Here is a 23,592-nt window from a genome sequence, read left to right as displayed (position 1 = left end):
ACCACCGTGGCCAGGGGGTGGATCATGGGACAGCGTGCCGTACGCAGCAGAAGGACACTCTTCGAACGCGAGGGTGAACTCGCCGCCGCCGACGAGGCGTTGGACGAGCTCACCGGTCTGCGCGAGGACGGAACCGAAGCACCCGAGCGGCCCCGCGGCGCGCTCCTCGCCTTCGCCGGGCGTGCCGGAATCGGCAAGACCACGCTCCTCGCCGAGGTACGGCGGCGCGCCGCAGCCCAGGGCTGCACCGTTCTGTCCGCGCGCGGCGGCGACCAGGAACAGGGCGTCGCCTTCCATGTCGCCCGCCAGCTCCTGCAACCCCAGCTCGCCGGGATCGCGGAGGCGGAACTCCGTGCCCAGCTGGGGAGTTGGTACGCGATCGTCGGCCCCGCGCTCGGCCTGTGCGCCCCGTCCGAGGGCGCCCCGCCCGACCAGCAGGGCCTGCGAGACGGCCTCGACTGGGTGCTCACCCACCTCGCGGTGCAGCGCGCCCCGATGGTGCTCGTCCTCGACGACGCGCACTGGGCCGACCCCGAGTCACTGAGCTGGCTCGCAGCCTTCGCGCCGCGCGTCGAGGAACTTCCGCTGCTGCTCGCCGTCGCCTACCGGCCCGACGAACTCCCCGACCACGCCGAGGCGTTCAGGAGCCTTCCCGGACGCGCGGGCCAGCGCCCCCTCGACCTCGAACCGCTCAGCGCCGCCGCCGTGGCCGGACTCGTCCGCGAGGACCTCGGCACCCAGGCCGACGACGTGTTCTGCCGCGAGTGCTGGGCGGTCACCGCGGGCAACCCCTTCGAGGCGGTGGAGCTGACCGCGAAGGTCCGCGACCGCGGGCTGGTCCCGACCGAGGAGGGGGCGCACCTGCTGCGCGACCTCGCCGCCGCCGTCAAGGGCAGCGGCCTGATCGCCCGCCTCGAACGCCTCGGCGCCTCCACCGTGCGCTTCGCCTGGGCCTGCGCCGTCCTCGGCACCGAGATCCCGCCGACCCTGGCCGCCGCCGTAGCCGGCCTCGGCTCGGAGGAGGCCGCCGACGCCGCGGACGCCCTGCGCGGCGCCCGTATCCTCGCCGGCGCCGACACCTTGGAGTTCGTCCACCCCCTCATCGCCACCGCCGTCTACCGCGCCATCCCCGGCGCCGTCCGCGTGGCCCTGCACGGCCAGGCCGCCTGGTGCGTCATCAACGAAGGGCTCGGCCCCTCCGCCGCCGCCCGCCACCTCATGGAGACCCACCCCGAGGGCGACAACTGGGTCGTCCAGCAGCTGCGCGCCGCGGCCCGCGAGACCCAGCGCGCCGGAGCCCCCGACGCCGCCCGCCGCTACCTCGCCCGGGCCCTGCGCGAACCGCCGCCCCTCAAGGAGCGGGCCGCCGTCCTGCACGAACTGGGCTGCGCCTCCCTGCTCACCGAACCGGCGACCACCGTCAACCACCTCCGGGCCGCCCTCGAAGAGCCCATCACCGACCCGGAACTGCGCCACAACATCGTCTACCGGCTGTCCCAGGTCCTCGCCCACAGCGACCGGCTCGCCGAGGCCTCCGAGACGCTCGCCCGTGAGATCCGCGTGACCGGCGACGCCCGGGTGCGGCTGCGGATGCAGTCCGAACAGTTCATGTGGGACGCCTTCCGCGCCGACGAACCCGACTCCCCGGCCCGCTCCCGCCGCCTGGCCCGCCTCGCCGACCGGCTCACCGGCCGCGACCTCACCGAGCGCTATGTCATCGGCCTGCGCGCCTGGGACGCCACCCTGCGCGGCGAGCCCGCCCACGTAGCGCTCCACCACGCCGAACGCGCCCTCGCCGGAGGGATCCGCTGGGCCGAGGCCGACCGCGGCTTCGAGGTGCCCGTCCTGGTCGCCCTCACCTTCATGTACGCCGACCGCCCGGGCCGCACCGAGGAACTGTTCGCCGCCGGGATCGCCGACTTCGAGTCCCAGGGCTGGCACGGCGCGCACCTCTCCTTCGGTTACACCCTCCTCGGATACGTCCGCTACCGCCGCGGCCGACTCGCCGAGGCCGAGGACTTCGCCCGCGCGGGCCTCAGGCTCGCCGAACGCGTCGGCGCCGGAACCCCCGTCCACTGGTACGCCGTCGGCGTCATCATCGAGATCCTGCTCGCCCGCGGCCGCGTCACCGAGGCCGCCCAGATCGGCGAGGACCACGGGTTCGGCGCGCCCTTCCCGGCCGCCGTCACCTTCCCCGACGTCCAGACCGTGCACGGCGAACTGCTGCTTGCCCGCGGCCTCACCAAGGAAGCCGCCGCCGAGCTCGAAGCGGCCGGACGCCGCCTGGACCCGCGCGGCATTCGCAACCCCTCCTGGTGCCCCTGGCAGCTCCACCTCGCCCGCGCCGAACGGCACGACGCGCCGGAACGCGCCGTCGCCACGGCACTCGAAGCGGTGCACCGTGCCCGCCAGTTCGGCGCCCCCTCGGCCGTCGGACAGGCGCTGCGGGCCGCCGCCGACGTCTCCTCAGGCTCGACCCGCGTCAAGCTCCTCGAAGAGTCCGTCAGCCATCTGGAGCGCTCCCCGGCCGCCTACGAACTGGCCTGCGCGCTGGTCGCCCTGGGTACGGAACTGCGCCGCTCGGGCTCTCCCAAGGAAGCCGCCGAACACCTCTACCGGGGACTGGACGCGGCCATGCAGTGCGGCGCCGACGGCCTGGGCGACGAGGCCCGCGCCGAGCTGGCCGCCGCCGGACTGCGCCCGCGCCGCCTGCACAGCACCGAGACGGACACCCTCACCGCCCGTGAACGTGCGGCCGCCGCGCTCACCGCCCGGGGCCGCACCACGACCGAGGTCGCCGAAGAGCTGGGGACCGAAGAACCGGTCGTCGTCCGTCTGCTCTCGGCGGTCTACCGGAAGGTGGGCACGGACCGTACGGGACTTGCGGCGGCGCTGGGCCAGCAAACGGTCCGGTAGCCACGCGCGACCGGTCCGCCAGCCATCGACAGCCGGGTCCGCCAGCCATCCAGAGCCGGGTCCGGCGACCGGGCGCAACCAGGTCCGGCGACCACGCACAACCGGGTCCGGCCACCACGCACGGGGGACGCCCCCGAGGCCCGGTTCGCGCCCGGGCACGTACCATTGCGGCATGTCCTTCCTCCGCCGCCGCAGCGCCACGCCCGCCGGGCCCGACTTCGACGTTCTGGCCATGGATCCGGGTGACTGGCCGGGCAATCTCGGTGCCGGTCTGCTGCCCGCCCCCGACGGCAGCTGCCAGGGTGTCTTCCTGCGCTACGACCTGTTCGGCGGCCGTGGCCCCGCGATGATCATCGGCAATCTGCCGGAGGGCTCCCCGGCCCGCGAGGTCGCCGAGGACGAGATCCCCTTCGAGGTGGCCCAGCTGCTGCTGGCGCTGGAGAACGACGAGGAGGTCACCGTCACCGGGACCGAGGACATCCCGGTGATGCAGGGTGACGGTCTCCTCATCGTGCGCCGCCTCAAGCTCTCCGAGACCCGCATCTCCTGCGTGCAGTTCGACCGCAGCGACAACGTCCTGGTGACCATCGCCGCCTGGGACCGTCCCATCACCGACGACCTGTACGCCCTGCTCAAGCCGCTGCCCCCGGAGCTTTTCCAGCAGGGCTGAGGCCCCGGCGCCGCGTTCAGGCGGTCGGCTGCCACCCGAGTGCCGGACCGAGCCGGGTGGCGATGTCGGTGAGGATCTGCACGTAGTCCTCGTGCCCGAAGGTGAACGGCAGCGCGAACGCGACCTCGTCGACCTCCCGGAACGCGGCGTGGGCGTACAGCCGTTCGGCGATCTCCTCTGAGGTGCCGACGAGATCGGGCGCGAACATCATCCGGGCCGGTCCCTGCGGGGTCGCGGTGCGGGGAGTGCGCTTCAGGGCGTACTCCTCGTACTTCTCGCGCTGCTCGGGTGAGGCGCTGTCGGTGGGGATGACGACGAGGCCCTGGGAGACCCGGGCACGGTCGCCGTCGGGGTGGTGGGCGCGGAACGTCCGGATGTGCGACCGCTGAATCTCGGCGAAGTCCTCGGACTCCTCCGCCTTGACGACACTGCTGGTCAGCAAGTTCATCCCGTGCTCGCCCGCCCACTGCGCGGAGCGCAGGCTGCCGCCCCCGTACCACATGCGCCGGCCCAGACCCGCGGCGTGCGGCTGGACGCGGTCGGAGAACACCTCGAAGCCCTCGACGCCACTGAAGTCGGTCGCCGGCTTGCCGCGCACGAAGTCCAGCAGCCGTTCCACGCGGGCGTAGCTGAAGTCCTCGATGTCGCCGGTGTCGGGGTAGAGGGCCTGCTCGACCTGGCTGTAGTGCATCGGCGGGCCGACGCTGACGCCCGGGTTGAGACGACCCCCGGACAGGATGTCGACCGTGGCGAGGTCCTCGGCCAGCCGCAGCGGGTTCTCCCAGCCCACCGGGATGACCGCCGTCCCCAGCTCGATCCGGCTGGTGCGCTGCGAGGCCGCCGCCAGCACGGCCACGGGGGAGGAGATCCCGTACTGAAGATGACGGTGTCGCACCCACGCGCTGTCGAATCCCAGCCGCTCACCGAGCTCGATGATCTCCAGCGTCGACTCATGACCCCGCCGCGGGTCGGCCTCGTCGAACAGCCCGATGGTCAAGAAGCCCAGCTTCCGCAAGGGGTGTGAGGGCAGTGGCACGAGGCTCCTCCAACGTTCGCGACGATCTCTGTCGAACAGATGATCTCTGTTGAACAGTCGAACGTCAGCGCCACGGCGGCTATGCCCGAGGTGGCGGGCGGTTTCCGCGCTCCCGCCCCGCACCCCCCACGGAGTCCCCGGGGTGGCGCGGTTGCGACATGTCCCATCCGCGACACCGGGAAACGGTGACATCGCGTCCGGCGGCAGCGGATTCTGTGCAGCACCCGCATGAAGATCTCCTCACGCGCACAACCATGCACGGAAAGGTGCTGATCAGATGAGACGCCTCCGCCTCGCGGCGGTGATATCGGCCGGCCTGGCGCTGACCGCTGGCGGCATGCCATCGGCGGCCGGCGCGGCTGGTGTGTCCAGTACGACCGGGACGACCCTGACGGCAACGGCAGCCACGACGGCAACGGCAGCCACGGCTGTCTCGGTGGGAGGCTCGGCCGGCGGCACCGCCACCGTGCGGCTGATCACCGGCGACCGTGTGACCGTCACGACGGACGGCGACGGCAAGCGGATCGCCGCCGTCGAGCCCGGCAGCGGCAGGCGCGGCATCCTGTTCCGGACCGTGGAACAGGACGGTGACCTGACGGTTCTGCCCTCCGACGCCCAGGACCTGGTCTCCGCCGGGCGCCTGGACCGGCAGCTGTTCAACGTCAGCGCACTCATCAAACAGAAGTACGACGCGGCGCACACCGACACGCTCCCCCTGATCATCGGCCGGCCGGACGGTGTCCCGGCCTCCGCGGTGCGCAGGCTCACCACGCTGACCGAGGACGACGCGCCCGCCCGCACGCTGGACAGCATCGACGCGCAGGCGGTCCGGATCTCCGACGACGACCTGGGCCGGTTCTGGAAACAACTCGCCCCGGCCCCGAACAGGGTGAGCGCCGCGGGCGTGGGGGCCACGCCCAGGATCTGGCTGGACGGCCGGGTGGACGCCGTCCTCGACCGCAGCACCGGACAGATCAACGCCCCGGCGGTCTGGAAGGCCGGGTACGACGGCACGTCCGTCAAGGTCGCGGTACTCGACACGGGTGTCGACCGGACCCATCCGGACCTGGCCGGACGCATCAGCCAGGCGAAGGACTTCTCGGGCAGCTCCGGGACCGGTGACGTCTTCGGCCATGGCACCCATGTCGCCTCCACGGTCGGCGGGACCGGCGCCGCGTCCGGCGGCACACGCAAGGGGGTGGCACCGGGCGCCGACCTGCTGATCGGCAAGGTTCTCGGGGACGACGGCTACGGAACCGAGTCGCAGGTCATCGACGGCATGGAGTGGGCCGCCGCCGAGGGCGCCAAGGTCGTCAACATGAGTCTGGGCTCGGACGAAGTGAGCGACGGCACCGACCCGATGAGCCTCGCCGTCGACGAACTCAGCAGCACCAGCGGCGCCCTGTTCGTGGTGGCGGCCGGCAACAGCGGAGAGCAGGGCGCGGGAACCATCGGCTCGCCCGGCGCCGCGGACGCCGCGCTGACCGTGGGCGCGGTGGACCGCGACGACTCACTCGCCCCGTTCTCCAGCCGCGGTCCGCGCCACGGCGACCGCGCGGTCAAGCCCGATGTCACCGCGCCGGGCGTGGGCATCGTCGCGGCCCGCGCGGCGGGCACCACCATGGGCGAACCGGTGGACCAGTACTACGTGGCCGCTTCCGGTACGTCGATGGCCACCCCGCATGTGGCGGGCGCCGCCGCCCTGCTCGCCCAGGCGCATCCGACCTGGAGCGGACAGCGGCTCAAGGACGCGCTCATCAGCACGGCGCACACCGTCGGTGGACAGCAGGCGACCGAGGAGGGCGGCGGCCGCGTCGACGTGGCCGCGGCGGCGCTCGGACCGGTCACCGCCACCGGGAGTCTGGCGCTGGGACCCTACGGAACCGGCGGCGACAACGGCGCCCCGCGCACGGCCACCGTCCGCTACACCAACACCTCGGACAAGGACGTCACCCTCGCGCTCGCCGCCCGCCTCGCCACCACCGGCGGCCGGGAACTCGCGACCGGTGCGCTGCGACTCGGCTCCGACGCGGTGCGGATCGCCGCCGGCGCCACCGTGGACGTGCCGCTGACGGTGGACCCCTCCCGGGCCGGCCGGGGCGACTACTACGGCTACGTCACCGCCGCCACGACCGATGGCGCGGTCAAGGTCCACACCACGGTGAGCGTCGTGGTGCACGGCCCCACCCACAAGCTCACCGTCACCACCTACGACCGCGACGGGAACCGCGTCCAGGCACTGCCCACCATCTGGGGCACGGACGGATTCGTCGACTACGTCAGCACCGAGCCCGCCGTCGCCGAAGTCGAGGAGGGCACCTATCAACTCGACTACTCCAGCCTGGACACGGCCGACGACGGACAGGAACTGCGCCACGTCGTCCTGCCGGAGGTGAAGGTCACCAAGGACACGGCCGTCACCCTGGACGCGCGCAAGACCACCAAGGTCGACATCCGCACGCCGCGGCCCGCCGAACAGCGCGGCATCCTCGACTACCAGACCTACCGGCAGATCGACGGACACAGCCTCCTCCAGGGCACGATGTACTTCGACCTGGCCAAGCGGCTCTACGTCAGCCCCACCGCGGCCGTCACCGACGGCACCTTCGAGTTCGCCTCGCGCTGGCAGCTGGTCGCCCCGCTGCTGGAGGCGAAGGTGTCGGGCAGCGACCTCGCCCTGAATCCGTACTACATGCCGAATTCGCCGCTGTTCGCCGCCGGCGGTAGCACCCTGACCGCCGTGGACGCGGGCACCTTCGCCAAGCCCGACTTCAGCCGGGCCCGCGGCAAACTCGCGATCGTCCGCAACGAAGAGGGCACGGACGAGCGGGAGTTGACCCGGAAGGCGGCCGCAGCGGGCGTACGCGGACTGCTGATGACCCACTTCTCCGACATCGCCTGGACGCGCTGGAGCCCCGACGGCGAACGCACCGCGGTGCCGACCGTCCGCACCGGCAAGGCGGCGGGCGCCGCCCTGCTCGACCGGCTGAAGAAGCACCCGACCACCACCGTCAGGTTCACCGGAACGGCGAAGAGCCCGTACCTCTACGACGTCATGCAGACGTCGTCCCAACAGATACCCCGGCAGGTCGTGTACACGGTGTCCGAGCGCAACAGCGCGGTGCTGCGGACCACATACGCCGACAACGGAGGAGCGCCCTGGGCCAGTGAACAGCGGTTCGCCCGGCGCCCCTACCAGGACACCGCCTGGTTGCAGTACACCCGTTATGTGCCGACGGGCTTCGTACGCACCGAGTACGTCAGCGCGAACGGCACGACCTGGCTCCACCGGGTGCATCACACGACCACGTTCGACGTCGACATGCCGCTGGCCGTGGGCATGCACGACGCGCCCCGCACCTACCGGCCCGGCGAGCACCTCGACGAGCGCTGGCAGGGGGCAGTGGTGCGCCCCTCGATCCCCCGGGGCACCACGACGCCCTCGGTACGGACCGGAGACGTACTGGCCCTGCGCGTCCCGGAGTTCACCGACTCCACGGCGGGGCACTGGTCACGGCTGCTCGCCGGTGACGGCGGCGGGGTGGGCGGACTCGCCACCGCGGCCGACGCGCCGGGCGGTGACACGGCAGCCGCGGCGCTCTACCGCGACGGGGTGAAGGTCGCCGACGCCGACAGCGCCTGGACCGATTTCGAGGTCTCCCCGGGCGCGGCCGACTACCGGCTGGACCTGAAGACCTCGCGCGTGGACGACGAGTGGGCGTTCGCCGCCCGTACGGACACCTCCTGGTCCTTCCGCTCCGCGACCACGGCCATGGCGACACCGCTGTCCCTGCTGCAACTCGACTACGACGTACCGGTCGACGCGCACAACGCGGTGGAAGCCGGGCGGACGCACACCATCGGCCTGGCCGTCCGCGCCCAGGACGGGCAGCCCGCCCCGCGTGGAGTGTCCCTGCGCGTGGAGGTGTCCTACGACGACGGCAGGCACTGGGGCGGAGCGGCGGTCCGCGGCCGCGGGCACAACGCCTTCCGGGCCACCGTCACCAGGCCCTCCGGACACGGCGACGCGTATGTGACCCTGCGGGTCACGGCGCGGGACCGGCTCGGCAACAGTGTCCGGCAGACGGTGCAACGCGCCTACCTGCAACGGGGGTAGACACGGCTGCGCATACGCGCACGGCGGGTGCACGGCGGAGCGACGCGGCCGTGCACCCGCCGCCCGTCCACACGGATGCAGTACGGTGTGCAACCGTTGGACGGGGTGGGACCAAGGAGAGCGCCGTGACACTGGAAGCCGCCGGGGTCACCGATGCCGAGGAGTCCGCCTACCGGATCCTCGTGACGATGAGCAACGCCTCGGCGCGCGAATTCGCGATCCGCTCGGGTGTCACCACCGCGGACGCCGCAGGGACCCTCGAGGCGCTCACGGCCAGGGGTCTGGCCAGTCACACCGACGGATCACCACGGCTCTACCGGGCCACGCCACCCGATGTGGCCCTCATGCCCCGGCTCAAACGCAACGCCGACGCCCTCGACCAGGCCCGCGCCACGGCCACCGCCCTGCTGGCGACCTACCGGGACACCATGCGCCGGCGCGACGCCGGCGAACTCATCGAGGTGATCACAGGGGCGGACGCGCTGCGCCAGCACCTGCGCCGCATCCAGGCGGACACCCAGGACGAGATGCTGTGGTTCTGCAAGGCCCAGTACGTCGCCATGCCGTCGGGCAGCAACGAGGCGGAGTTCGACGCCCTGGCCCGCGGGGTGCGCTATCGGGTCCTCTACGAGAAGGCGTTCTTCGACGACGAGGGAGCCGTGGACAACGTTATCGAGGGCGTACGGGCGGGTGAAGTCGCTCGCGCGGTACCCCATCTGCCCCTGCGGCTCGCGGTGTCCGACCGCGCCATCGCCATCTGCCCCCTCGTACCCGGTGGTCCGCACGGCAGCCCCGAGGAACCCACCGCGGCCCTGGTGCGCGACAGCAGCCTCCTCGCCGCGCTCATCGCACTCTTCGAACGCTACTGGGACGACGCCGTCCCCCTGCACGTCGACGACACCGGAACGGTCAGCGGCACGGACGGGACATCCGGTGCCGACGCCCTCTCCACCACGGACCGACGGCTGCTCTCCCTGCTCGTCGCAGGCGTCACGGACAAGGCGATCGCTTCGCAACTGGGCCTGAGCAGGCGTACGGTCCAACGTCATATCCAGCAACTGATGACGTTCGCCGGGGCGGCCACCCGTATGCAACTGGCCTGGCAGGCCGCTCGCCGGGACTGGGTGTAGCGGAGATGGGCCCGGCGCCCGTCTCCGGGCAGTACGCCCGCCACCGATAGGAGTCCCCATGACCGACGGTTCACTCATCGTGGAAAGCCTGAAGGTCGGTACCCACCTGAAGGACCTGCGGATAGAAGCCCGGGAGATCTATCGGTTCCGTCCCCAGAACGTCGGGGCCGGGCAGCCGGATGTCTGGACGGTCATCGAGTTCAGCGTGGCGGCGGCACGCGCGGCGGAGGTCGCCGAGGCGATCTCGGGGGCCTTGGATCAGCCCGGCTGGTACGCGGATCTGCGGTCCGCCGACGAGACGTTCGTGGTGTTCCCGGGGCGCGTTCTGCGTTATGCGCGGGGCGACCGCGCCGCCCGGGCCGAGGCGCGGGCGGTGGGCTGGACCTTCGGGGTGCCGGAACACCAGCTCGACTGGTCGGAGTAACGACGGTACGGGAGTCGGGGGCGGAGGCCGGGGCGCTGTCCGCGGCCCCCGCCCCCCTCCAGCACCTATGCGCGCGAGCGCGTCAGGTCCACGTCCGCCGCCCGCACGAACGCCACCCGGTGGCCGAACTGGATCTCGTAGTACATGTCCTTGCCGATCACGACCCTGTGCGGGGCCGTGTCGAACGTCGGTGCGTAGAAGTACTCGCCCGGCACCTTGTCACCGACCGCGTATTTCTGGCCTGCCAGGATCTTGTACGGCAGCGGCGAGACAGCCTGGACGGGCACGCCCGCGGGGTACGCCGCCGCCTCCGGGTAGGCACGCCCGTACACGGGGATCTCCGTGACGCCGGCCTTGGGGCTCACGACCTGACCCGAGGCGTTCACCGCCGTCGGCCGGCTCTGCGGGTTCTTGAACCAGGCCTTCTGGCCCAGGTACCAGATCGCCGTCCAGTCGCCGTCACGGTCCGCGACCGCGTACCGCTGTCCGGTGGAGACCCGTGAACCCACGTCGTTCACGTCGATCGTCGAGTCGTCGCCCTTGGGACGCAGCCCGATGTCCTTGATCAGGGGCGAGGTCTCGTCCGGCCGGGAGTAGAGCCGCACCTCGCTGGAACCGTGCGCCGCGCAGGGCTCGCCGCTGGTCACACAGCCCGTGTACTGGGGCTGGTTCTCCGCGAAGTCCGGCAGCACGGTGACCAGACCGCCACTCGTCCTCGTCCTGGTCGTCGTCGCACTCTGGAAGGGGTGGCCGAGCAGGGTGAAGTAGTGCTGCCAGTCCCAGTACGGGCCTGGGTCCGTGTGCATGCCGGGGATGGTCGAGGTGGTCGGGCCCGGCACGTTGTCGTGGCCCAGGATGTGCTGCCGGTCCAGCGGAACGCGGTACTTCTCGGCGAGGTAGGTCACCAGCCGCGCCGAGGCCCGGTACATCTCCTCCGTGTACCAGGCGTCCGGCGAGGCGAGGAATCCCTCGTGCTCCAGGCCGATCGACTTGGCGTTGATGTACCAGTTGCCCGCGTGCCAGGCCACGTCCTTCGCCTTCACATGCTGGGCGATGTGACCGTCGGTCGAGCGCAGGGTGTAGTTCCACGACACGTACGTCGGGTCCTGGACCAGCTTCAGAACGCCGTCCCAGCTGCCCTCCGTGTCATGGATGACGATGTACTTGATGCTCTGCGACGCGGGCCGGTCCCCGAGGTCGTGGTTCCCGTAGTCACCGTCGCCGAACTCCGCGTACGGGGCCGGAATCCACTCGCAGGACACGGTGGTGGGGCACTGAGTGTCCTTGGCGGAGACGGTACGCAGCCCGGTCCGCCGCAGCTGCGCGGTGTCGGGGCGCAGTCCGGGCCGGGCGGCGAGCACGACCTGCTGACCGGCGTCCGTGGTGCGCTCCTCGCCGTCGAGGATCACTCCGTAGACGTCGTTGGCGTACGTCGCCGCGGTCGCGGTGTCGTCCGCGCCGGAGAAGCGCGCCACCGCGCCGTACCAGTCGGCCGCGTCGTCGCTCAGCGGCTCGCCGAGGTCCTTCTGCGCGGCGGCCAGGAGCGCGGCGCCGCCCGCCACGTTCGCGGCGGCGTCGGTGCGCAGCCGTTCCTCGGGCAGACCGGTGAGCCGGGCCGCCTTCGTCAACGTCTTGAGTCGATCGGGGAGTTGGGAGTTCTGCGGCACCTTGGTGGTGGGCAGCAGGGGCGCGCGCGAGCTGTCGCCGCGGGCGTCCTCCGTGCCCTCACTGTGGTGCGGTGCCTGCGCGATCGCCGTCCGCGCGTCGGTGAGGTGCATGGGGCCGTAGCCGCCGCTGACGCTCGGCGCGCCTGCGTGCGCGTCCCAGCGGGACTGGAGGTAGGAGACGCCGAGCAGGACGCTCAGCGGCACGTGGTACTCGGCGGCCGCGCCGGCGAAGGCCCGCTGGAGCCCAGCGGAGGACGCCTGCGCGGTGCTGTTCGACGGTGCCGCGCCGAGCAGCGGCAGCAACATGGCCGCCGAGGCGACGGCGCCCGCGGTACGGCGCGCGCGTCTGTGCCCGGCGGTGGCCTCGGGGTCGGTGAAGGATCCTCGCAATGCAGCCTCCTGGGACGGTCGAGCGCGGTGGGGCGTGCGGGCCGAACGTGGGTCAGTGGTATCGGCTCTCCGACGATCCGTCAATCATGCCCAGGAGCAGGCGATTTCCCATGTCAGCCAGGGACGAACAGGTTTTCGTGGCGACAGCGGGACGGCCTGCAAGGCGTCAGTGGAGTGGACCGGTGGCGCGAACGGGTGAAGATGCCCCGGAAGAGATACCGACGGGGAAGTGCCGCTCGCCGTACATCGGCGCCGCCCGGCCGTGCTCGCGCACGACGAAGGCCCGCGGCGCGCCGCCGTTCAGGCGCACCGCGGGCCTTCGTCCCCGTCAACGAGTGCCGACCGCCGCTCGAACGGCCCGACGGGCCATCTGGCAGTCGTCGTGCAGCCGCCGCAGCAGCAGCCGCTGTTCCTCGCCGGACGGCGCAGCACCCGGATGGGCCGGTCCTGGTGCCGCCGGGGTCGCGTCGTGCATCGAACGCTGCACGGCCGTCTCGTACGTACGGATCTCCCGGGTCAGTACGAGCATCAGGTTCACCAGGAAGGCGTCGCGCGCCGCGGGACCGGCGGACTGCGCCAGCTGACTGATCTGGCGGCGCGCCACGGGAGCGTCACCGAGGACCGCCCACAGCGTCGCCAGGTCGTAGCCCGGCAGGTACCAGCCCGCGTGCTCCCAGTCCACCAGCACTGGACCGGCCGGTGACAGCAGGATGTTCGACAGCAACGCGTCCCCGTGACAGAACTGGCCCATGCCCTGACGGCCCGCCGAGTGCGCGATGCCGTGCACCAGCTTCTGCAGGTCGCCCATGTCCCGGTCCGTGAGCAGACCCAGCTCATGGAAACGGGAGATCCGCTCCGCGTAGTCCAGCGGGGCGTCGAACGTCCCCGCCGGCGGCCGCCACGCGTTCAGCCGGCAGATCGCACCCAGTGCCGCCCGGATGTCCGCGCGGGGCGGCGCCTCCGCCGGGTGCCGCTGCAGCGCGGCCACCCGTCCCGGCATCCGCTCGATCACGAGGGTGCAGTTGTCCGGGTCCGCCGCGATCAGCCGGGGCACCCGGACCGGCGGCCGATGCCGCACGAACGATCGGTATGCCGCTATTTCGTGCCTGATCCGCTCCGCCCAGATCGTGGAGTGGTCCAGTAAACACTTGGCGACCGCCGTGCTGCGCCCCGTCGTGCCGACGAGGAGCACGGAGCGCCCGCTGCGGCGCAGTACCTGGACCGGAGCGAACTCCGGACAGATCCGGTGCACCGACGCGATCGCCGTGCGCAGCTGCGCGCCCTGGGGGCCGGACAAGTCGATTCTCCCGCTGAGCGGTTGGGTGCCGAGCCCCGGAACGCGCCGCGTCCTGCCGGCGCCGAGCACGGGGGCCGCCGGTCGAGCGGGGTCGAGGTAGGGGCCGCTGCCCGCCGCCGCCGGGCGGGGGTGAAGCGACCGGGGCGGAGCGGACACGGAGGACGATGCTGTGTACATGGGCGAAACAGATCCCTTCGTGTGCCTGCAAGTTGCTGCGCTACCCGCCCCGGACGCCCTGGTACACCCTGGGGGAATGTCCCTCGGCAACCGGGTCGGGGTGGCGCTTTCCTACCTGACACCGGATGCCCAGTGGCAGACCATCTGGCGCACCCTGGCGAACCCTGGCGAATAGTCGCTCAGCAACTGACAGAGGGTTACTGTCAACTCAGCCGAGAACCTGGGGGCTTGACGTGAACGGACAACCCAACACTCGTCTGTCGGATCTGTTCGGCCTGGCCGGCTGGTCCAAGGGCGAACTCGCGAGGCTGGTCAACAAGCAGGCGGCGGCCATGGGTCACCCCCAGCTGGCGACCGACACCTCACGGGTGCGGCGTTGGATCGACATGGGAGAGATCCCGCGCGATCCGGTTCCGCGAGTGCTGGCGGCTCTTTTCACCGAGCGTCTCGGCCGTGTCGTGACCATCGAGGACCTCGGTCTGGTGCGGCACGGGCGTGTGGGGAAACGGCCGGGCGGCGGGAATGTGGAACATCCCGACGGTGTGCCGTGGGCGCCCGAGCGAACCGCTGCGGTCCTCACCGAATTCACGGGAATGGACCTCATGCTCAACCGACGCGGCTTGGTGGGCGCGGGTGCCGCGCTCGCCGCGGGATCCGCACTCAGCAGTGCCATGCACGACTGGCTCCACACCGATCCGGCCCTCGTGGCCGACGCCCCTGTAGTCGACAATCCCCTGCACGCCGACCCCGCTGGGTTCGACCGTTACGAGGCCGCCCCCATCGGGTCGCAGGAGATCGAGGAACTGGAGCGCTCGGTCGAGGTGTTCCGGGCCTGGGACGCGGCCCGCGGCGGCGGGTTGCAACGCAAGGCCGTGGTGGGCCAGCTCAACGAAGTGGGAGGCATGCTCTCCTACCGACACCCTGACCATCTGCAGCGCCGCCTGTGGGGCGTCGCCGCCAATCTCGCCGTCCTCGCGGGCTGGATGTCGCACGACGTCGGCCTGGAGCCCACGGCCCAGAAGTACTTCGTCATCGCCGCGCACGCGGCCAGAGAAGGCGGCGACCGGCCGCGCGCCGGGGAGGCGCTCTCCCGCGCCGCCCGTCAGATGGTGCACCTGGGCCGGCCCGACGACGCCCTGGACCTGATGAAGCTCGCCAAGTCGGGCTCGGGTTCCGAGATGTTGCCGCGCACCCGGGCCATGCTCTACACGATCGAGGCCTGGGCTCAGGCGTCGATGGGCAAGGGCCAGGCCATGCGGCGCACCCTGGGGGAGGCGGAGGACCTCTTCGTCTCCGACAAGGGTGATGTGCCACCGCCAAGCTGGATGCAGATGTTCGACGAGGCGGACATGCACGGCATGCAGGCCCTGGCCTACCGGACGCTCGCGGAGCACGACCCGGCCGCGGCGACCACGGCGCAGCGCCACGCCAAGGAAGCACTGCATCTGCGGGAGAACGGGCGGCAGCGGTCACAGATCTTCGACTGGCTGTCGCTGGCCTCGGCGTGCTTCATCGCGGACGACCCCGAGCAGGCGGACCGCTATGCCCGGCTGGCCCTGGTGTCGATGGGGGCGAACTCCTCCCACCGCACTTGGGACCGACTGCGCGAGATGTACCGGCTCACCGCCGAGTACTCCGGCTACCCGAAGATCCACGAACTGCGTGAGGAGATCCAACTCGCCCTCCCCAAGAGCTCGCTCAGGCCGAAGCGCGGGGGCAGCACCACACAGGCATGAGTACTGCTTGCCTGTGTGCGGAAAAGGGTTCCAGGTCGGGTCGTTCCGGGTCGGGTCTGTGAGCCGGTCTCGGAGAGGTCTATGAGCCGATCCTGGCGATGAGCACGCAGGCGTCGTCCTCGCGCTCACTCTCGCCGAATTCCTCGACAACCGTCCGTACGCAGTCCTGGGCCGTGCGGGCTCCACGGAAGCGCGGGGCCAGGTCGAGCAGCCTCTGGACGGCCCCCGCTCCATAGTGCCCGGGGACCAGTCCGTCGGTGTGCAGGAGCAGCAGGTCGCCGTCTTCGAGGGTCTCTTCGGCCTGCCCGTAGACGGCCCCCGAGGTCGCCCCGAGCAGCACGCCGTCCGGCGCTGCCAGCATGCGCCCCGTCCCGTTGCGGAACAGCAGCGGGGCGGGGTGTCCTGCCTGCGCCCAGGTGAGGGTGCGGGTCTCGGGCCGGTAGCGGCAGCAGACGGCGCTGCCGAGGGACGGCTGCACCGAGGCGTCGAGCAACTGGTTGAGCCAGGACATGAGTTGCCCGGGCCGGGTGCCCGCGACGGCCATGCCGCGCAGGGCGCCGAGCAGCATCGCCATGCCCGAGGCGACGGTGACACCCTGCCCGGTGAGGTCACCGACGCTCAACAGCGTCGCTCCGTCGGGCAGTTCCATCGCGTCGTACCAGTCGCCGCCGATCAGCGCGCTGTTCGAGGAGGGCAGATGGCGGGCGGCGAGGTCCAGGGCCTCGGGGCCGCGCTGCGGGAACCGCAGGGAGCCGCGCCAGGGCGGCAGCACGGCCTCCTGTAGCTGGACCGCGAGCCGGCGCTCGCTCTGCGCGTGGTGCCGGTGCAGCTGAAGCGACTCACGGCTCTCGCTCACCGTCCGCTGGCTGCGACGCAGTTCGCTGACGTCGCGCAGCACGGCCCACATCGCGGCGGTGCTGCCGTCGGTGTCGAGCACGGGCTCGCCCATCATGTGCACGGTCCGTACCCCGCCGTCGGGGCGCACGATGCGGAACTCGCCGTCGATGGGCTTCGCGTCGATGAGGCAGTCGGTGACCATCGCGGTCAGCATCGGCCGGTCCTCGTCGAGCATCAGCGACGGCAGTTCGTCGAGGGTGAGCGGGGGAGCGGCGGGGTCGCGGCCCAGGATGTCGTAGAGCTCTCCGGACCAACTGGCCTCGTCCGTGAGCAGGTTCCACTCGGCACTGCCCACCCGGCTGAGCAGCGAGCCGCGCCGGGGCGCGGGCGACACGGCCGGTGCGGCGGCGGGCTCCGCGGGCACCGGCGGGGGTCCGTCCCGCAACTGTGCCAAGTGCTCGTCGAGGTCGTCGAGTTGGTGCACCGCCAGATCGCACAGCGCCCGCTGCCAGCGTCCTTGGGGGTCCGTGCCGTCGAAGGGAGCGTCGCGTCGTACGGCGTTCACCTCGCCGCGCAGCCGTCGCGTCTGCGAAATGAGCGCGTCGACCGAGCCGCGTGGGGGCGGCTGGGCGGCTGGGCGGTCCGCAGAGAGATGGGACGGCATGACGCACTCCGATGGGGGACGGTACGACCAAGGCTGGGCGGAAGGACCGTTACGACTGTTGCACAGCCCGCGACGCCCTGTAAGGGATTTGGCAACACACGATCCGGTGGTGCTTCTGGCATATGCCGCAGTCCAGACGGACGGGTCGACCGGCATGGATTCGGTACGCGGGTCGCGCGCCCAAGTCGTAGAAAGCCTACGTGACTTGAGGGGTTCCAGGGGTGGCCGGGACCCTCCTTCATTTCTTTGTTCGACGGTCATATGTACGCGGCGTGTCCATGCCGGGGAACGAGGGGCCCACGTTCACAGTGAACGGACGAAAAGCGGCGGCGTTCCGCCGCTGTTCATTCGTCCCTCACCGCATCGGTATGACCCTTGGCGATTGCCGCGTGCACGCTGGCGCGCGGTGTGCCGCAGGGGCACTCCGGTGACGAGGGGGCGGGCGAATGACACCGATCAGCCGTAGAGGCTTCGTGGGACTCGGCGCATCCGTGGCGGCGGGCGCCGCGCTGGGCGTCGGCTCGCGCCCGGCGGCGGCCGCGGGCGCGACGACCGGCACCATCTCGGACGTACGGCACGTCGTCGTCCTCATGCAGGAGAACCGCAGCTTCGACCACTACTTCGGCCGCCTCAAGGGCGTCCGCGGCTTCGACGACCGCAGTGGCATCACCCTGTCCGGCGGGTACTCCGTCTTCAACCAGCCGAACGGCGGCGGACGGCAGTACCCGTGGAAGCTCAGCTCCACGCCCGCCGCGGGCGGTAAGGACGGCGAGACCCTCGCGCAGTGCAACGGCGACCTCCCGCACTCCTGGTCCTCGCAGCACTCCGCCTGGAACAAGGGACGCCTCGACAACTGGGTCTCCGGCGTCGGCAACGTCCGCTCGCTCGGCTATCTCGACCGCTCCGACATCCCCTTCCACTACGCGCTCGCCGACAACTACACGATCTGCGACGCCTACTTCTGCTCCGCACTCAGTGCGACCGGCCCCAACCGCACCTACCTGTGGAGCGGCAAGGTCGACGGCTCCAGCTACGACGGCGGCGACGAGTCCGGACTGACCTGGCAGAACTACGCCGAGGCGCTCCAGACGGCCGGAGTGACCTGGAAGGTCTACCAGAACGCGCAGGACAACTACGGCGACAACGGCTGCGCCTACTTCAAGAAGTTCGCCTCCGCCAAGGCGGGCGACCCGCTGTACGACCGCGGCATGGCCTCCGTGCCGAAGGTCACCGGCTCCACCCCCGACGACATAGCCGCCGCCATCAGGGCCGACGTCCTCGCGGGCACGCTGCCCCAGGTCTCCTGGGTGGTCGCCAACCAGGGCTTCTCCGAGCACCCCTACGCCCCGCCCGGCGACGGCGCCCACTTCGTCGACCTGGTGTACAAGGCCCTCGCGGCCGACCAGGACGTCTTCGACTCCACCGTCCTGTTCCTCAACTACGACGAGAACGACGGCTTCTTCGACCACGTGCCGCCCCCGGCCCCGCCCGCGAACACGGCGGGGGAGTTCCTGGGCGGCGTCCCGTACGGTCTCGGCTTCCGTGTCCCGATGCTCGTCATCTCGCCCTGGACGCGGGGCGGCTGGGTCTCCTCGGAGGTCTTCGACCACACCTCGGTCCTGCGCTTCCTGGAGACGTGGACGACGGCGCTCGGCAAGCCCGCCGCCTGCTCCAACATCAGCGCCTGGCGCCGCAAGGTCAGCGGCGACCTCACCGGAGTCTTCGACTTCGGCAACCCGGTCCACGGGACGGTCCCGCTGCCCGCCACGAGCGTGCTCGGGATCGCCACCTGCGGCCCCCTGCCCAACCCGGTGCCGACCACCAACGCCCTGCCCGCCCAGGAGCCCGGCACCCGGCCCGCCCGCGCCCTGCCCTACCAGCCGAACGGCTACCTGGACCACCTGGAGTTCGGGGCGGCCGGCAAGATCCTCGCCTGGTTCACGATGGCCAACCAGGGCACCCCGGCCGGCAGGGCCGCGCACCTGTCGATCCACCCGAACGCCTACCGCGACACCACGCCCTCGCAGTACACCGTCGACGCCGGCGCCACCGCCTCCGACTCCTTCAGCATCGGCTCGGGGTACGGCAACGGCAAGTACGACTTCACCATGGCCGGCCCCAACCGCTTCCTGCGCCGCTTCAAGGGCGACGCGACTCAGGCGGGCAAGTCGGCCGAGGTGAGCACCCGTTACGCCACCGAACCCGGCACCGGCAGGACCGCCCTCTACTTCAAGATGACCAACTCCTCGGCCGCCCCGGTGAAGTTCACGATCACCTCGAACCAGTACCGCGGCGACGGGCCGTGGACGTACACCGTCGCCGCGGGCGGCTCGACCGAGGACTACTTCAACGCCGTCGCGTACCAGAACGGCTGGTACGACTTCACGATCACCGTCGACTCCGACGCGAGCTGGTCGCGCCGGTTCACCGGGCACATCGAGACGGGCGCGGCGAGCGTCAGCGGCTGATCACGCGTAGAGGTCCGGGCGCGGGGCGAGTTCGACGGTCACCCGGCCGCCGCTCTCCAGCGCCCGGACCCCGGCCTCGGCGACGGCCGATGCCGCGTACCCGTCCCACGCGCTCGGCCCGGTCACCTTCCCCCGCCGGGTGGCGTCCACCCAGGCCTGCACCTCGCGGTCGTAGGCGTCGGCGAACCGTACGAGGTAGTCCTGTGCCACCTCCTCGCGGGCACCGCCCGCCGTCGTCACCACCATGGTGTGCTCGTCCCCGATCCGCGCGCTCCCGGACTCGCAGACCGCCTCGCAGCGCACCTGGTAACCGAAGCCGGAGTTGACGAAGACCTCGACGTCGACGAGAGCGCCTTCGGCCGTCTCGAACACCACGAACTGGGGGTCGACAAGACCCTCGGGGGCACCCGCGGACGGCCGTGGGCGCAGCACGGTCACGGCGGTGAGTTCCTGGTCGAGCAGCCAGCGCGCCACGTCGATCTCGTGCGAGACGGAGCTGTTGACCAGCATCGCCGAGGTGAAGCCGGGCGGGGAGGACACATTGCGGTGCGTGCAGTGCAGCATCAGCGGACGGCCCAGCCGCCGACTGTCCAGCAGGGACTTCAGGCGCTGGTACTCGGCGTCGTACCGGCGCATGAACCCGACCTGCACCAGCCTCCGGCCGAGTTTCGCCTCCGCCTCCACCACCCGCAGTGCCCCGGCCGACTCCGGCACCATCGGCTTCTCGCACAGCACCGGCAGACCGCGGTCGAAGGCCGCGAGCAGCGCTTCCTCGTGCGCGGGCCCGGGGGAGGCGATCAACACCGCCTGCACGCCGGGCGCGTCGAGGGCCGCCGCCACCTCGGCGTGCACCGAGACACCGTCGATGCCGGCGACGGCGTCCTTGGCGCGCCCGGTGTCGGGATCGGCCACCGCCGCGACCCGGGCGCCGTTCACCACCCGATCGATCCGCCGTACATGGTCGGCCCCCATGTGGCCCGCACCCAGGACCGCGACACCCAACAGCTCACTCACGCGCTCACCTCTCCGGCAGACAGCTCTGGAGGCGATTGTCTGCCGGAATGATCAGTAGCGCAGTACCCCGGCGATGCCTTTCGCGTCACCGAGACTGCCGTCGGGGACGAAACGGACGTCCGCTCCGGTCTCCAGGCACTGTTCGACGATCTCGTCGACGATGTCCTCGCGGGCGTCCAGATCTCCGCTCTCGGCCGGGACCAGATGGTCGCCGCCGTCGTCGCGCACCGTCACGCGGTAGTTCTCCTCGACGGCCAGCAGCCGGACCCGGCCCTGGGAGGCGTTCTGCCACACCTCGTCGACCCCGGCCGCGAACTCCTTGCGGCCACGGGCCGACTCGAGTTCGCGGGCCACGGCGTCGGTGTCCCTGCGCTCCTCGGCGCTGATCAGCGGACGGACCGCCTGCCACACGGCGTCGGGGGTGCCGTGCGCGAGTCCGCCGTGCGGGATGTGCGTGGCGTCCTTGGTGACCGTGCCGACCTCGTCGAGGAGGGAGAGTGCGGCGGTCTCGCCGGTGACGTACAGCGGACGCGGATCCTCGCGCAGGACGGCGCTCATCGCGGTGTCGGCGTCCCGCACGAAGTGCTTGGTCCGCTCGTCGCGGAAGGTGCTGGGCAGGTCTCCGATGCGCTCCTTGCGCTCGGCGTTCGGGTCCTCGAGGCTGCGGGTCCGCGGGAAACCGCCGATGCGCTCCTCGGTGACCCGCTCGGCGCCGCCGTTCCACAGCGTCACCCGGTCGGCCGACACGGCGAGCACCCAGAACGGCCGCTCCGAGACCTGCGCGGCGACGAGGTTGCGGGTCAGGAAGGTGTCCGAGAGCACCACGCGTTCGGGCACCGTGCGGGCCAGCGACCACACCTGGTGCTCGCCGGGCGCCGCGAAGATCGCGAGGCCCTCCTCGGCGTGCGCAAGGTCGACCTCCGCGAGGGCCTGGTCGAGCTGCTGGACGAGGTCGGTGCGCCGTGCGCGGGTGACCGCCGGATCGGATTCGATCTGTTTCTTGGCCTCGGCCACGACATTGCGCAGCCGGACCGGATCCTGGGCGTTGTCGGGTTCGCGGCGGTGCGTGGGCGTCAGCACCGACACCGCGGGATAGGGCCGCGGCCTGCGCAGCATGGTGAGGGTCGCTGGGCTGAGTGCGTGCTCCATAACAGCACAATAGAGCGGATTCAGTTATCGGGCATTTGGGGCAATTGAGCGTGGTGGTCACCTGCGACCGCAACACCCGGACCAACACGCTGCTGCGCAAGGCCGGGATCGAGCCCATCACCATCGTGGGCGCCGAGCTGGGCGTGGCCGGGGCGGCGGCCACTGCGCGATGTGCCCCATCATCAGGGACCCGGTGGAGTTCCGAACGCTCAGAACGCGTCCGGATCCGCCGCCTTCCAGTCCGCCTCCCAGGACGCGGGCGGCTCCGCGAGCAGCACCCCGGGCTCCAGCCACTCGTAGAGCTGCGCGTACGACCGTACGGTCGCCGGGTCCGTACGCCGCAGCAGCTGATGCGGTCCGAGCCCGGCCGGATCGCGTACCCCCATGGCGGCCATGATCCGGCTCGCGCTGCGGACCGTGGCCCGCTGGTAGCGGTGCACGCGCGCCGACTTGTCGGCCACGTCCAGGGCGCGCACCCGGCGCGGGTCCTGGGTCGCGACCCCGACCGGGCAGGTGTTGGTGTGGCAGCGCCGCGCCTGGAGGCAGCCGAGCGCGAACATCATCGCGCGGGCCGCGTTCGTGTAGTCGGCGCCCTGCGCCAGCCGTTTGACGATGTCCGAGCCGGTGGCGACCCTGCCGCTCGCGCCGATCCGCACACGGTCGCGCAGCCCGGTGCCGACCAGCGCGTTGTGCACCGTGATCAGTCCTTCGGTCAGGGGCGTACCGAGGGAGGCGGCGAACTCCGGCGGCGCGGCCCCCGTACCGCCCTCGGCGCCGTCGACCACGATGAAGTCGGGCGAGACCCCCTCGGCGAGCATCGCCTTGCAGACGGCGAGGAACTGGCGGCGTGAGCCGACGCAGAGCTTGAAGCCGATCGGCTTGCCGCCCGCCAGCTCCCGCATCCGGGCGAGGAAGCACACCAGCTCGCGGGGGGTCGAGAACACCTGGTGGTACGGCGGTGACACCACCGTCTCGCCCTCCGGGACGCCGCGGGCCCGGGCGATCTCGGCGCTCACCTTGGCGCCGGGCAGCACCCCGCCGATGCCCGGCTGCGCCCCCTGGGAGAGCTTCAGCGACACGCACTTGACCTCCGGCAGCGCGGCCTTGTCCGCGAATTCCCGTGCCTCGAAGCCTCCTTCCGGGGTGCGGCAGCCGAAGTACCCGCTGCCGATCTCCCAGATCAGGTCGCCGCCGCCCCGAAGGTGGTGGTCCGAAAGACCGCCCTCGCCGGTGTCGTGCGCGAAACCGCCGAGCGCCGCACCCCTGCTGAGTGCCAGGATCGCGTGCGAGGACAGCGCCCCGAAACTCATCGCGGAGACGTTCAGCAGGGCCATGTCGTACGGCTGGGAACAGTCCGGGCCGCCGACCCGCACCACGGGCGGCTCGTCCGGCATCTCGACCGGGCGCATCGACGGTTCCAGGTACTCGTACCCGTCCCCGTACAGGTCCAGCCCGGTGCCGAAGGGCTCCTCGGCCTCGACGCCCCCGGCGCGCTCGTACACGATGCCGCGTACATCACGGTCGTCGGGCCGCGGGAGGAAGCGGAGGTGGCCGAGCAGGGGACGGTTTCGCAGGATCGCCCGGCGGCGCTGAGCCAGGTCCCGGACGGCGAGCGCGGTCAGGGCGAGCAGCACGGCGGCCGCCCACCACCACCAGGGCGAGACGGCCCATGTCAGGACCAGCGCCCCGGCCGCACCCAGGGCGACGAACAGCGGCAAGAGCATCCGGCGCACACCCCGAGTCAAACCCATGGGACGGAAAGGGGCGAAAGCGGGCATGCCGCTCGGGTCCCCGAGGGTGCCTCCCCGGGCGCCCCGGCGGATGTTGAGGAAGACTTTGCCCGTGGCCGATTCCCGTTCGCAGACGCCCGGCAGCGGGCCGATCCGCCCGTCCGCGGGGC

14 protein-coding genes and 1 pseudogene are annotated in these 23,592 nt (G+C 71.6%); 8 read left to right on the top strand and 7 right to left on the bottom strand.

Annotation, left to right across the window (positions count from 1 at the left end):
• Window positions 1-24: 24 nt before the first annotated feature.
• The gene (locus AQJ27_RS35320) at window positions 25-2,916 is read left to right on the top strand and encodes a helix-turn-helix transcriptional regulator (protein WP_067377936.1); all 2,892 of its coding nucleotides are present in this window, start codon (window positions 25-27) and stop codon (window positions 2,914-2,916) included.
• A gap of 172 nt (window positions 2,917-3,088) precedes the next feature.
• Window positions 3,089-3,586 carry a hypothetical protein gene (locus AQJ27_RS35315; protein WP_054232928.1) on the top strand — a complete coding sequence of 166 codons (498 nt, stop codon included), beginning with the start codon at window positions 3,089-3,091 and terminating at the stop codon, window positions 3,584-3,586.
• Between the two features lie 16 nt (window positions 3,587-3,602).
• On the opposite strand, the gene AQJ27_RS35310 is transcribed toward AQJ27_RS35315, so the two are convergent.
• Complete coding sequence (locus AQJ27_RS35310) at window positions 3,603-4,622, bottom strand: LLM class flavin-dependent oxidoreductase (protein ID WP_067377723.1); 1,020 nt, start codon at window positions 4,620-4,622, stop codon at window positions 3,603-3,605.
• A gap of 277 nt (window positions 4,623-4,899) precedes the next feature.
• Here AQJ27_RS35310 and AQJ27_RS35305 point away from each other — a divergent pair, with 277 nt between their 5' ends.
• From AQJ27_RS35305 to AQJ27_RS35295, 3 genes are all read left to right on the top strand, one after another.
• Window positions 4,900-8,739 carry a S8 family serine peptidase gene (locus AQJ27_RS35305; RefSeq protein WP_067377721.1) on the top strand — a complete coding sequence of 1,280 codons (3,840 nt, stop codon included), beginning with the start codon at window positions 4,900-4,902 and terminating at the stop codon, window positions 8,737-8,739.
• Between the two features lie 125 nt (window positions 8,740-8,864).
• Window positions 8,865-9,869 (top strand): helix-turn-helix transcriptional regulator, encoded by a 1,005-nt coding sequence (locus AQJ27_RS35300; RefSeq protein ID WP_067377717.1) that lies wholly within the window; start codon window positions 8,865-8,867, stop codon window positions 9,867-9,869.
• Between the two features lie 58 nt (window positions 9,870-9,927).
• Window positions 9,928-10,293 (top strand): hypothetical protein, encoded by a 366-nt coding sequence (locus tag AQJ27_RS35295; protein WP_067377714.1) that lies wholly within the window; start codon window positions 9,928-9,930, stop codon window positions 10,291-10,293.
• A gap of 65 nt (window positions 10,294-10,358) precedes the next feature.
• Here AQJ27_RS35295 and AQJ27_RS35290 read toward each other — a convergent pair whose 3' ends face one another.
• Window positions 10,359-12,350, bottom strand: a complete 1,992-nt coding sequence (locus tag AQJ27_RS35290; RefSeq protein WP_067377711.1) for an N-acetylmuramoyl-L-alanine amidase — start codon at window positions 12,348-12,350, stop codon at window positions 10,359-10,361.
• A gap of 328 nt (window positions 12,351-12,678) precedes the next feature.
• Window positions 12,679-13,824, bottom strand: a complete 1,146-nt coding sequence (locus tag AQJ27_RS35285; RefSeq protein ID WP_067377708.1) for an aminoglycoside phosphotransferase family protein — start codon at window positions 13,822-13,824, stop codon at window positions 12,679-12,681.
• Window positions 13,825-14,057: 233 nt separating this feature from the next.
• Here AQJ27_RS35285 and AQJ27_RS35280 point away from each other — a divergent pair, with 233 nt between their 5' ends.
• Window positions 14,058-15,560, top strand: a complete 1,503-nt coding sequence (locus AQJ27_RS35280) for a DNA-binding protein NsdB (protein WP_067377705.1) — start codon at window positions 14,058-14,060, stop codon at window positions 15,558-15,560.
• Window positions 15,561-15,639: 79 nt separating this feature from the next.
• Here the strand turns inward: AQJ27_RS35280 and AQJ27_RS35275 are convergent, their stop codons facing one another.
• Window positions 15,640-17,061 carry a PP2C family protein-serine/threonine phosphatase gene (locus tag AQJ27_RS35275; RefSeq protein ID WP_067377702.1) on the bottom strand — a complete coding sequence of 474 codons (1,422 nt, stop codon included), beginning with the start codon at window positions 17,059-17,061 and terminating at the stop codon, window positions 15,640-15,642.
• 446 nt (window positions 17,062-17,507) lie between these two features.
• Between AQJ27_RS35275 and AQJ27_RS35270 the strand changes: the two genes are divergently transcribed.
• Window positions 17,508-19,529: a phosphocholine-specific phospholipase C gene (locus AQJ27_RS35270; protein ID WP_067377700.1), complete on the top strand. Its 2,022-nt coding sequence runs from the start codon at window positions 17,508-17,510 to the stop codon at window positions 19,527-19,529.
• Here the strand turns inward: AQJ27_RS35270 and AQJ27_RS35265 are convergent, their stop codons facing one another.
• Both AQJ27_RS35265 and AQJ27_RS35260 read right to left on the bottom strand, forming a co-directional pair.
• Window positions 19,530-20,543, bottom strand: a complete 1,014-nt coding sequence (locus AQJ27_RS35265; protein WP_067377697.1) for a Gfo/Idh/MocA family protein — start codon at window positions 20,541-20,543, stop codon at window positions 19,530-19,532.
• Between the two features lie 51 nt (window positions 20,544-20,594).
• Window positions 20,595-21,692 (bottom strand): baeRF3 domain-containing protein, encoded by a 1,098-nt coding sequence (locus AQJ27_RS35260; protein ID WP_067377694.1) that lies wholly within the window; start codon window positions 21,690-21,692, stop codon window positions 20,595-20,597.
• A gap of 50 nt (window positions 21,693-21,742) precedes the next feature.
• On the opposite strand from AQJ27_RS35260, the pseudogene AQJ27_RS59010 reads away from it, so the two are divergent.
• Window positions 21,743-21,894: pseudogene (locus AQJ27_RS59010) on the top strand (arginine deiminase family protein); the annotation flags it as partial.
• A 7-nt stretch (window positions 21,895-21,901) separates the two neighbouring features.
• Here AQJ27_RS59010 and AQJ27_RS35255 read toward each other — a convergent pair.
• Window positions 21,902-23,416, bottom strand: a complete 1,515-nt coding sequence (locus tag AQJ27_RS35255) for an FMN-binding glutamate synthase family protein (protein WP_235613698.1) — start codon at window positions 23,414-23,416, stop codon at window positions 21,902-21,904.
• Window positions 23,417-23,592 lie beyond the last annotated feature (176 nt).

It is taken from the genome of Streptomyces olivochromogenes, from assembly GCF_001514115.1.
In the GTDB taxonomy this organism is placed as follows: Bacteria; Actinomycetota; Actinomycetes; order Streptomycetales; family Streptomycetaceae; genus Streptomyces; species Streptomyces olivochromogenes.
Note: the sequence above shows the minus strand (reverse complement) of the source record. Positions and strands in the feature narration are given on the sequence as shown.

Bases quoted from the DNA above. Each gene is read 5' to 3' on its own strand.
- AQJ27_RS35320 (WP_067377936.1), top strand. From the start codon at position 25: ATGGGACAGCGTGCCGTACGCAGCAGAAGGACACTCTTCGAACGCGAG.
- AQJ27_RS35315 (WP_054232928.1), top strand. From the start codon at position 3,089: ATGTCCTTCCTCCGCCGCCGCAGCGCCACGCCCGCCGGGCCCGACTTC.
- AQJ27_RS35305 (WP_067377721.1), top strand. From the start codon at position 4,900: ATGAGACGCCTCCGCCTCGCGGCGGTGATATCGGCCGGCCTGGCGCTG.
- AQJ27_RS35295 (WP_067377714.1), top strand. From the start codon at position 9,928: ATGACCGACGGTTCACTCATCGTGGAAAGCCTGAAGGTCGGTACCCAC.
- AQJ27_RS35285 (WP_067377708.1), bottom strand. From the start codon at position 13,824: ATGTACACAGCATCGTCCTCCGTGTCCGCTCCGCCCCGGTCGCTTCAC.
- AQJ27_RS35275 (WP_067377702.1), bottom strand. From the start codon at position 17,061: ATGCCGTCCCATCTCTCTGCGGACCGCCCAGCCGCCCAGCCGCCCCCA.
- AQJ27_RS35270 (WP_067377700.1), top strand. From the start codon at position 17,508: ATGACACCGATCAGCCGTAGAGGCTTCGTGGGACTCGGCGCATCCGTG.
- AQJ27_RS35260 (WP_067377694.1), bottom strand. From the start codon at position 21,692: ATGGAGCACGCACTCAGCCCAGCGACCCTCACCATGCTGCGCAGGCCG.
- AQJ27_RS35255 (WP_235613698.1), bottom strand. From the start codon at position 23,416: ATGCTCTTGCCGCTGTTCGTCGCCCTGGGTGCGGCCGGGGCGCTGGTC.